This window comes from Burkholderia sp. BCC1998 (genome assembly GCF_905339875.1).
Lineage (GTDB): Bacteria > Pseudomonadota > Gammaproteobacteria > Burkholderiales > Burkholderiaceae > Burkholderia.
The window spans coordinates 1-10,196 of the sequence record NZ_CAJPHE010000048.1; the positions used below are offsets into that span (position 1 = coordinate 1).

Annotated in this window: 7 protein-coding genes, 1 tRNA gene and 1 pseudogene; 7 read left to right on the forward strand and 2 right to left on the reverse strand. The window is 60.9% G+C overall.

The window, feature by feature from the left end; all coding sequences use genetic code 11:
- Window positions 1-2: 2 nt before the first annotated feature.
- On the reverse strand, window positions 3-902 hold the full coding sequence (locus U5A56_RS36370; protein ID WP_257776100.1) for a LysR family transcriptional regulator: 900 nt from the start codon (window positions 900-902) through the stop codon (window positions 3-5).
- Between the two features lie 191 nt (window positions 903-1,093).
- On the opposite strand from U5A56_RS36370, the gene dld reads away from it, so the two are divergent.
- The gene (dld, locus tag U5A56_RS36375; RefSeq protein WP_257776102.1) at window positions 1,094-2,779 is read left to right on the forward strand and encodes a D-lactate dehydrogenase; all 1,686 of its coding nucleotides are present in this window, start codon (window positions 1,094-1,096) and stop codon (window positions 2,777-2,779) included.
- A gap of 148 nt (window positions 2,780-2,927) precedes the next feature.
- Here the strand turns inward: dld and U5A56_RS37300 are convergent.
- Window positions 2,928-3,580, reverse strand: a pseudogene (locus tag U5A56_RS37300) (DDE-type integrase/transposase/recombinase); the annotation flags it as partial.
- Window positions 3,581-4,235: 655 nt separating this feature from the next.
- Here U5A56_RS37300 and U5A56_RS36385 point away from each other — a divergent pair.
- The 6 genes from U5A56_RS36385 (at window position 4,236) to U5A56_RS36410 (ending at window position 10,186) form a co-directional block, all read left to right on the forward strand.
- On the forward strand, window positions 4,236-5,375 hold the full coding sequence (locus U5A56_RS36385) for an acyl-CoA dehydrogenase (RefSeq protein WP_257776101.1): 1,140 nt from the start codon (window positions 4,236-4,238) through the stop codon (window positions 5,373-5,375).
- Window positions 5,376-5,582: 207 nt separating this feature from the next.
- Window positions 5,583-7,112 (forward strand): CoA-acylating methylmalonate-semialdehyde dehydrogenase, encoded by a 1,530-nt coding sequence (locus U5A56_RS36390; RefSeq protein ID WP_257776099.1) that lies wholly within the window; start codon window positions 5,583-5,585, stop codon window positions 7,110-7,112.
- Between the two features lie 18 nt (window positions 7,113-7,130).
- The gene (gene mmsB, locus U5A56_RS36395) at window positions 7,131-8,033 is read left to right on the forward strand and encodes a 3-hydroxyisobutyrate dehydrogenase (protein ID WP_257776098.1); all 903 of its coding nucleotides are present in this window, start codon (window positions 7,131-7,133) and stop codon (window positions 8,031-8,033) included.
- Window positions 8,030-8,821: an enoyl-CoA hydratase gene (locus U5A56_RS36400; protein WP_257776097.1), complete on the forward strand. Its 792-nt coding sequence runs from the start codon at window positions 8,030-8,032 to the stop codon at window positions 8,819-8,821. The genes mmsB and U5A56_RS36400 overlap by 4 nt, the downstream gene beginning before the upstream one ends.
- Window positions 8,818-9,960 (forward strand): enoyl-CoA hydratase/isomerase family protein, encoded by a 1,143-nt coding sequence (locus tag U5A56_RS36405; RefSeq protein WP_257776096.1) that lies wholly within the window; start codon window positions 8,818-8,820, stop codon window positions 9,958-9,960. The genes U5A56_RS36400 and U5A56_RS36405 overlap by 4 nt, the downstream gene beginning before the upstream one ends.
- A 152-nt stretch (window positions 9,961-10,112) precedes the next feature.
- Window positions 10,113-10,186: transfer RNA gene (locus U5A56_RS36410), tRNA-Gly, on the forward strand.
- Window positions 10,187-10,196: the final 10 nt, after the last annotated feature.

Below are 10,196 nucleotides of genomic sequence, written 5' to 3' on the forward strand. Positions count from 1 at the left end.
GTTCAGAGCATTGATGCTGTTGCACGGCACTGGCGTAAAACTCTCACGAAGTTCACTACTGCCGGTGACCGTTCACGCTGGCGATGTATCAGAGCGATGCCTGTCGAGAGCGGGTTGCCTCGGAGTTCGTGGTATGAAACACCCGCTACCTGAACTTGCCTAATCGAAGCGGGAACTACTGCCACACCGAAGCCCGCTGAGACCAAGTTGGCTGCGGATGATATCTGCGGCGACTCCATGCCGATAGACGGAACAAATCCCGCAGCATGACAGGCTCCGACAATCGAATCGTAAAGATTTGGACCGATAGCTCGCGGAAAGGTTATGAACGGATCATCTGCCAAGTCTGCCAGATCAATGCGTTTGTGCTGACTCCGGGGGTGGTCTTCGGGCAGAACCGCAATCATGTCTTCGGAGACGAGCGGTTCAACCACGAGATCTCCACAATGTAGTGGAATGCGGACAAGGGCAGCATCGATCTTCCGTGCGTTCACCTTGTCGAGTAACGCCACGCTGTTGCTCTCTTCGCAGCTGATTACGATACGTGCATAGGCGTGCCGGAACTGCTGCATGGTCGAAGCCACGACCGGATGAAACACTGTCGAGCCAGCGAAACCGAGCAACAGCCGGCCAGTCTCCCCACGTCCCGCATTCTGCGCCTCGACGAGCGCCTGCTGGGCATCGTCGACGATGCGTTGGGCGCTATCGCGCAACAGTCGTCCGGCCTCAGTCAATTCGACCCGACGAGGATGACGGATAAAGAGTGCCGTGCCGACTTCGCGCTCGAGCTTGAGGATCTGCTGGCTCAGCGGCGGTTGAGCAATGCCGAGACGTGCCGCCGCTTCAGTGAAATGAAGGTGATCAGCGACAGCCAGAAAGTATCGTAGTTGACGAAGTTCCATATCTTTTTCGTCTCCAAAACCCTACTCCAAGATATTGGACTAGTAATAAATGGGATTCTAAACTTCTCAGCAATCGATGTGCAGCGTTTTGCTCGTCGCAATGACGACACATCGTAGGCGATCATACGGAGACAGAAGTGACTGCATTTCGCGCAGAAGCGTCCGGAACCAGGGACGAGACGGTTGGCAATTTGGTCACTATCCTACGCGACACTGTAGGAAAAAAGCATGTTCTCACGGGAGAAGCAGCTACGCGTAGCTACCGAACCGGCTTCCGATTTGGGGCGGGCTCCGCCTTAGCGGTTGTTCGTCCTGGAACCATTCTCGAACAGTGGAAGGTGCTCAAGGCGTGCGTCGCAGCGAATGTGATCGTGATCACCCAGGCCTCGAACACGGGTCTCACGGGTGGTTCAACCCCAGATGGTGACAAATACGATCGGCCAGTCGTGATTGTCAGCACGACCCGAATGAACAAGGTGTATGTAATTGACGAGGGTAGGCAGGTTGTGTGTCTGCCTGGGGCGACACTCGACCAGCTCGAGAAAACGCTGAAGCCCCTCGGCCGCGAACCCCACTCGGTGATAGGCTCGAGTTGCATTGGCGCTTCGGTGTTTGGCGGTGTCTGCAACAACTCTGGCGGCGCACTTGTTAGACGCGGACCAGCCTACACTGAGATGGCACTATTTGCTAAAGTGAATAGTGATTGCAAGCTGCAACTCGTTAATCACCTTGGTATCGAACTTGGTGAATCCCCGCTAGAGATCCTTGATCGGCTTGAGCGTCGTACCTTCTCGGATACCGACATCCAGCAAGACGCTGGGGCTGGCTCGGATCAAAATTATGCGAGCCATGTAAGTGAAGTCGATGCCGACACGCCTGCGCGCTTTAATGCGGATTCGAGGCGGTTGTATGAAGCCTCGGGATCGGCCGGAAAACTGATGGTGTTCGCGGTTCGCCTTGATACATTCCCGATAGAGCAGAATCCAAAGGTATTTTATATCGGCACAAATGAGCCTTCCGAGCTCACGGATATCCGGCGCCACACACTCCAGAAGCTTCCAGATCTTCCGATTGCAGGTGAGTACCTCCATCGTGATGCGTTTGATATTGCTGAAAAGTATGGAAAGGATATGTTCCTTGCGATTGACTATCTGGGGACGTCACGCTTGCCGGTCTTTTTCAGCTTGAAGAGTCGTCTCGACGCCATTTTCAATCGATTGGGATTTTTCCCACCAAACTTGACAGATCGCGCGCTTCAGGCGGTAAGCGAACTGTTCCCCAGTCACTTGCCAAAGCGCATGACAGCGTTTCGAGACAAGTACGAGCATCACCTTATGTTGAAGGTTTCGGCGGAAAGCGTTGACGAAACTCGCGCATACCTTGACGACTATTTTGCGGCTGCATCCGGCAGCTACTTCGAATGCACCAGCGACGAGGGTAAGAAAGCTTTTCTGCATCGATTTGCTGCTGCGGGTGCTGCTGTCCGATATCGCGCAGTTCACTCAGAAGACGTCGAAGACATAGTTGCGCTTGATGTTGCGCTCCGCCGCAACGATCGCGATTGGGTGGAGACATTACCGGCAGAAATCGAGACTGCGATCTCGATTAAGCTGTATTACGGACATTTTCTGTGTCACGTGTTCCATCAGGACTACATCGTCAAAAAAGGCAACGACCAGCTGAGTATCGAGCACCGGGTGTGGGAACTGCTGGATGAGCGCGGCGCGGAGTACCCGGCTGAGCACAACGTTGGGCACCTTTACGCTGCAAAGCCAGCGCTCGCGAAGTTCTACCGGGAGCTCGATCCCTGCAATTGCTTCAATCCCGGGATCGGCCAGATGTCGAAGTTCTTTAACTATCGAGAGACGATGGTCTAGCCTGTAACCAATGATCTATCTAATTCTGCCGTCCAAAACGTACTCCGGCGTGAAAGTTGATCGGTTGGTTGACGGGCCTAATTATTGTTCGCGTTTTCTCCCGCGATGGTTGGCACCGTTCGTCATGGAACTGACGCGGCCGTATTCAGTTGTGCCAGTGCATCAGGTAGCGGCTGATATCCCGGTGTGCTTCCTGCGCCGACAGGTAACCCGCTGACGGCGGTCACCCAGTCTTGAAGCTGTGGAACAGCGTCTCCATCGGAGTGCTGTCCAAACAGTTTCGGCGACGGCGTATGCTCGGCTATATCCGATAGCACCACTGGCGCTGACAGGATTTCCGACTCGCATACTGACCGGCCTGATCCGAGTGGAATAGCAACCCTTGTGGCCGAATGCGCTCATAGGCAATATCCCGAGCTTGCACGACCGAATCGGCATCCGGGCACGTTGAGAACGCCCAGCCGACGTCTCGGCGCGAGAACAAAGCAAGGGCAGCCAGGTAATGCCAACGGCCTTGTGCCCAGACACACGTGATGTCGACACACCAGACTTAATTCGGTGCATCAACCTTGAACGCACGGTTGAGATGATTCGGTATATCGATCCTCTCGACCGGGGCTTACTCGTACGCATGGCTGCCTGACTGCTTTCAGATCAACCGAGCTCTTCGATCAAGTGACTTGCTTTGAAGCGACCAATCGCCGTGCCTTCCTCGCGCGTCATGCCCATGATGCCACGGCCGCCAGCTGAGGCTCGAATCTCGACGAACAGTTTGTGCAACCCGCTGCGCAACGCCATACGCTCTCAATCTATGCGCTGAACGCGCTCCCGCTACGCATATAGACAGGGGCCGCGACACATCGAATATGTCGAGCGTTTCAGGGGGGGGCTGCTCCACGGAGAGATTTACCGATTGATAGTTTTGGGGTGTTTCCGGTCTGAAAATTCTTAAAGACACACGATTCGGTCGTAGGCGACCGGCTGAGCTCACGCGAGTCTGTGTGCAACGGAACGTCATCGTCGTGGGAACGAATGCAATTGACGTTGCGACGCATTTACCTTGTTGTACCTGTAACGGTATGCGTCGCGCCGACCTTGGCATCCAGATCGGCGACGGCGCCTTGTTCGGCTAGTCCCGCGAGGTTGCGGGCAGTGTCTCACCGCGAGCGTTGCCAGGTACGCCAATTCGCCGCGATCGAGACTGACGATGCACCTTGGAAGAATGTTTCGCTAGTGGGGGGCGACGTCGAATTTGCGACCAGAAATGTGCCGCTGCGCGCTACCGAGTCGGCTTTAAAACCATCGCACCATCGGAACGAGCGTCAGTATGGCAAAAACGCTTAGTGCAATTGATCGTTGCGAGCATCGATACAGAACTCGCGCTTACTTACACTCTCTCCATCAAGACGGGCTTCCCCACAAGCTAAGACCGACCAAATCTGGACAATATATCGAGATGAACGATCTCTACACGGAAGATCAGCGGATGATTCGTGATGCCGCACATGTTTTTGCCAGTGAGGTGCTGGTACCGAATGCATCGCGACGAGATCAAGACGGATATCTGCCCGACGAGGTCGTCTTGCAGATGGGCGAAGTTGGCTTACTTGGGATGATTGTTCCGCAAGAGTGGGGCGGCTCATATACGGATTACACGGCGTACGCGCTTGCGATCGAAGAGATCGCGGCCGGCGATGCAGCGTGCGCGACGATGATGAGCGTGCACAACTCGGTCGGTTGTGGGCCAATTCTTGCGTACGGCACGCCAGAGCAGAAGGAGCGCTGGCTCGGCAGCTTGGCGACAGGCCGGACTATCGGCGCATTTTGTCTGACTGAGCCGCAAGCCGGCTCCGAGGCGCACAACCTGCGCACGCGGGCGGAACTGCGTGACGGCAAGTGGGTGCTGAACGGCGCGAAGCAGTTCGTGACCAACGGCCAGCGTGCCGGGGTCGCGATCGTTTTTGCCATGACCGACCCGGAAGCCGGCAAGCGCGGCATTTCCGCGTTCCTGGTGCCGACCGACACGCCGGGCTTCATCGTCGGCAAGCCCGAGAAGAAGATGGGCATCCGCGCATCGGACACGTGCCCGATCGCGTTCGAGAACTGCGCGATTCCGGAGGAAAACCTGCTCGGCAATCGCGGCGAAGGGCTGAAGATCGCGCTGTCGAACCTCGAAGGCGGCCGGATCGGCATCGCCGCGCAGGCGCTCGGCATCGCGCGTGCCGCGTTCGACAAGGCGCGCCGCTATGCGGGCGAGCGCGTGCAGTTCGGCAAGTCGCTCTCCGAGCACCAGGCGATCCAGCAGAAGCTCGCCGACATGGCCACGCAGATCAACGCGGCGCGCCTGCTCGTGCATCACGCGGCGAAGCTGCGCACGGCGGGGCTGCCGTGCCTGTCCGAAGCATCGCAGGCGAAGCTGTTTGCGTCCGAGATGGCCGAGCGCGTGTGCTCGGACGCGATCCAGATCCACGGTGGCTACGGCTACCTCGCCGATTACGAAGTCGAGCGTCACTATCGCGATGCGCGCATCACGCAGATTTACGAAGGCACCAGCGAAGTGCAGCGGATGGTGATCGCACGACAGCTTTTGCTATAGCAACGTTTGTAGGCGTGTATCGGTTGTTTCGACGACCGTCACGTAGTGGTACCGAGCTAGTGCCAGGAAGTTGGGTTCGCAGCAGGGCTGCAATTGACGCACTGGCTATTCCGTTACGCGTTTGTGGCGGGGCCGGGCACACCATCAACATGAATTGGCCAACTTTGCATTGCATGCATTGCGGGGCCTCAATTAGGAAGCTGATCTATGAACACTAATCTGACGCCCCAGGCTGGGCAAACTGCGCTGACCGCGAAACTGCTTATCGACGGCAACTTCGTTGAATCCACGACGACTGAGTGGCGCGATATTGTCAACCCAGCAACGCAGCAGGTGCTCGGGCGTGTACCGTTTGCGACCGTCTCGGAAGTTGACGCGGCCGTGCAGGCCGCGCACGCCGCGTATGCGACGTGGAAGAACACGCCGATCTCCGCGCGCATGCGCATCATGCTGAAGTTCCAGGATCTTGTGCGAATGAATCTCAAACGGATCGCCAAGACGCTGACGGCTGAGCAGGGCAAGACGCTGCCCGACGCCGAAGGCGACATCTTCCGCGGCCTCGAGGTGGTCGAGCACGCATGCTCGGTCGGAACGCTGCAGCTGGGCGAATTCGCAGAGAACGTCGCGGGCGGCGTCGATACCTACACGCTGCGCCAGCCGATCGGCGTGTGCGCGGGCATCACACCGTTCAACTTTCCCGCGATGATCCCGCTGTGGATGTTCCCGATGGCGATCGTGTGCGGTAATACGTTCGTGCTCAAGCCGTCGGAACAGGATCCGCTGTCAACGATGGAGCTCGTTGAGCTCGCGGTCGAAGCCGGCGTGCCGAAGGGCGTGCTGAACGTCGTGCACGGCGGTAGGGAAGTCGTCGACGCGATCTGCACGCATCCGCTCGTGAAGGCAATCTCGTTCGTCGGTTCGACGGCCGTCGGCACGCACGTGTACAACCTCGGCAGCCAGCATGGCAAACGCGTGCAGTCGATGATGGGCGCGAAGAATCACGCAGTTGTGTTACCCGACGCGAATCGCGAGCAGACGACCAACGCGCTCGCCGGTGCAGGGTTCGGTGCAGCTGGCCAGCGGTGCATGGCCACGTCAGTCGCGGTGCTCGTCGGCAGTGCGCGCGACTGGCTGCCGGAGATCGTCGCGAAGGCGAAGGCGCTGAAGGTCAACGCGGGCTCTGAAGCCGGCACCGACGTCGGCCCCGTCGTGTCTAAAGCGGCGAAGCAGCGCGTCCTTTCTCTGATCGACGCGGGCGTGAAGGAAGGCGCGAAGCTCGAGCTCGACGGCCGTGACGTGAAGGTCGCCGGTTTCGAGGAGGGCAACTTCATCGGGCCGACGATCTTCTCGGGCGTGAAGCCCGACATGACGGTCTATACGCATGAAATCTTCGGGCCGGTGCTGGTCGTGATGGAAGTCGACACGCTCGACGAAGCGATCGCGCTCGTCAACGCGAACCCGATGGGCAACGGCGTGGGCATCTTCACGCAGAGCGGCGCGGCGGCACGCAAGTTCCAGAGCGAGATCGACGTCGGCCAGGTCGGCATCAACATCCCGATTCCGGTGCCGGTGCCGTTCTTCAGCTTCACCGGTTCGCGCGGCTCGAAGCTCGGCGATCTCGGCCCGTACGGCAAGCAGGTCGTGCAGTTCTATACGCAGACCAAGACGGTCACCGCGCGCTGGTTCGACGACGACACGACGGCCGGCCCGGTGAACACGACGATCCGGCTGCATTGAGCCGCGGAGGAGATGACCATGAAGATCGGTTTTATCGGACTGGGCCACATGGGTGCGCCGATGGCGCTGAACCTGTTGAAGGCCGGCCATGAAGTGCATGCGTTCGACCTGAGCGCCGATGCATTGCGCGCGCTGCAGGACGCCGGCGCGCAGGTGGCCGACTCGCCGCGCGACGCGGCATCGGGCGCGACCTTCGTGATCACGATGCTGCCGGCCGCGCCGCACGTGCGCTCGGTGCTCGCCGGCGAGAACGGCGTGCTGGCCGGCCTCGACGCCGGCGCGACCGTGATCGATTCGAGCACGATCGACCCGGCAAGTGCGCAGGCGTTCGGCGCGCTCGTGCGCGAGCACGGCGGCGCGTTCGTCGATGCACCCGTGTCGGGCGGCACCGGCGGCGCGGCGGCCGGCACGCTGACCTTCATGGTCGGCGGCAGCGACGCGGATTTCGAGCGCGTGAAGCCGGTGCTCGCCGGCATGGGCAAGAACATCGTCCACTGCGGCGCGACGGGGATGGGGCAGGTCGCGAAGGTGTGCAACAACCTCGTGCTCGGCATCTCGATGGCGGCCGTGTCGGAGGCGATGTCGCTCGGCGTCGCGCTCGGCATCGACCCGAAGGTGCTGGCCGGCATCGTCAACACGTCGACGGGCCGCTGCTGGAGCTCGGACACCTACAACCCGTATCCGGGCGTGATCGACACCGCGCCGTCGTCGCGCGGCTACAGCGGCGGCTTCGGCACCGACCTGATGCTGAAGGATCTCGGCCTCGCGAACGACGCCGCGAAGCAGGCGCGCCAGCCCGTCTATCTCGGCGCGCTCGCGCAGCAGCTGTACCAGACGATGAGCAGCCGCGGCGACGGGCAACTCGATTTCTCGGCGGTGATCCGCCTGTACCAACCGGCCACGAAGAAGGACGCCTCATGATCGAACTCGACTACGTCGACGACGGCGCGATCGCATGCGCGACGCTCAAGCGTCCGCCCGCGAACGCCTTTACCGCCGACGGGCTGCAGCAGCTGCAGGCAACCGTCGCCGCATTGAACGCGAACCCGCGCGTGCGCGCGCTGGTGATCACCGGCGACGGCCCGAAGTTCTTCAGCGCGGGCGCCGACCTGAACACGTTCGCCGACGGCGACCGCGCGGTCGCGCGTGCAATGGCCGCGCGTTTCGGCGCGGCCTTCGAGGCGCTGCATGACGCGCGCGTCGTGACGATCGCGGCGATCAACGGCTATGCGATGGGCGGCGGCCTCGAATGCGCGCTCGCGTGCGACTTGCGGATCGCCGAGACGCACGCGCAGATGGCGCTGCCCGAGCCGTCGGTCGGCCTGCTGCCGTGCGGGCTCGGCACCCAGACGCTGCCCTGGCTCGTCGGCGAAGGCTGGGCGAAGAAGATCATCCTGGCCGGCACGCGTGTCGACGCGGCGACGGCGCTCAGGATCGGCCTCGTCGAGGACGTGGTCGAAAGCAGCGCGGCCCGCGATGCGGCGCTGGCGCTCGCGCGCAACGTCGCCCGGCAGAGCCCGCATGCGGTCGCGTACAGCAAGGAACTGATCGGCCTCGCGCGCCGCGGCGTGCCGCGCGGCGCGGCGCTCGCGGTCGAACGCGAACGCTTCGTCGACCTGTTCGACACGAACGATCCGCGCGAAGGCGTGGCCGCGTTTCTTGGCAAGCGCGCGCCTCAGTGGAACACCGACGGAGAGCCACAACGATGAACACACCGGTCACGAATCACAACGCGTTCGCGGAGCTCGCGCCTGAGGTGCTGTTCCGCGTGGTGAACCGCGTGGCACTGATCACGCTGAACCGGCCGGCCGTGCTCAACGCGCTGTCGTACGCGATGATCGGCGAGCTGGCAGCGCTCCTCGAGCGTTGCCGCACCGACGACCAGATCGTTGCGGTCGTGCTGCGCGGTGCGGGCGATAGGGGTTTCTGCGCGGGCGGCGACGTGCGCCAGTTGTACAGAATGTTGGGCGAGGGCAGTGCCGACTGGCTGTCATTTTTCGTTGATGAATACCGGCTCGACTACGCGATCCACACGTTCCCGAAGCCGGTGGTTGCGCTGATGGACGGCGTGACGATGGGTGGCGGGATGGGGCTCGCGCAAGGAGCGGCGCTGCGCGTCGCGACCGAGCGCAGCAAGATCGCGATGCCCGAGACGCGCATCGGTCTCGTGCCCGACGTCGGTGCGACGCATTTCCTGTCGCGCATGACGGTCGAGCTCGAGCTGTACGTAGGGCTGACGGGCGCGGTGCTGTCAGGCGCCGACGCGCTGACCGCGAAGCTCGCGGACCTGTGCGTGCCGTCGTCGTGGCTCGATACGTTCGAGACGCGCATCGAGAGCGTCAAGTGGAACGGCGAAGTGTTGCCTGCGCTGTGCGAGGTGTTCGAGCCGCCATGCAACGTCGTGCCGCATGCGGCGCTCGACAGCCAGATGGAGTGGATCGTCCGTCACTTCGACAAGCGCTCCACCGTCGAGCGGATCGTCGCGACGCTGAAGCAGGATCTCGCGCGTGACGAGCTGGCGCGCGAGCATCGTCAGTGGCTGCAGGCAACGCTCAATGCGCTTTTGAGCCATTCGCCGACGATGCTGTGCGTAACACGCGAAGCGTTGCTGCGAGGTCGACAGATGACACTCGCCGAATCCTTCCGGATGGAACTCGACATCGTTGCGCGGGCGATTAGTGACGGTGATTTCCGTGAAGGTGTGCGGGCACATCTCGTTGACAAGGATCGCAAGCCGCGATGGGCCCCGATGTCACTGGTCGAAGTGCGAGCCGAGCGCACACGCGTGCATCTGACTTCGCTTTGGCGATGCGAGGCGCATCCGCTTGTGGCGCTAGGGCGCGATTGAGTTGAGATTGGCTTGTGCTTGTTAGAACTCTATCGGGAGCGTCTACAGGAGAATAGGGCTGATTGCGGCAATTGTGATCTTCCCCAGCTATTCTTGGATCACGGGAAGGCGCCATATGATCATTCAAAAGTCGTGCGAGAATTTTTGCCGTCGCGGGTGTAGCTCAATGGTAGAGCAGAAGCCTTCCAAGCTTACGACGAGGGTTCGATTCCCTTCACCCGCTCCACCACGGGCCT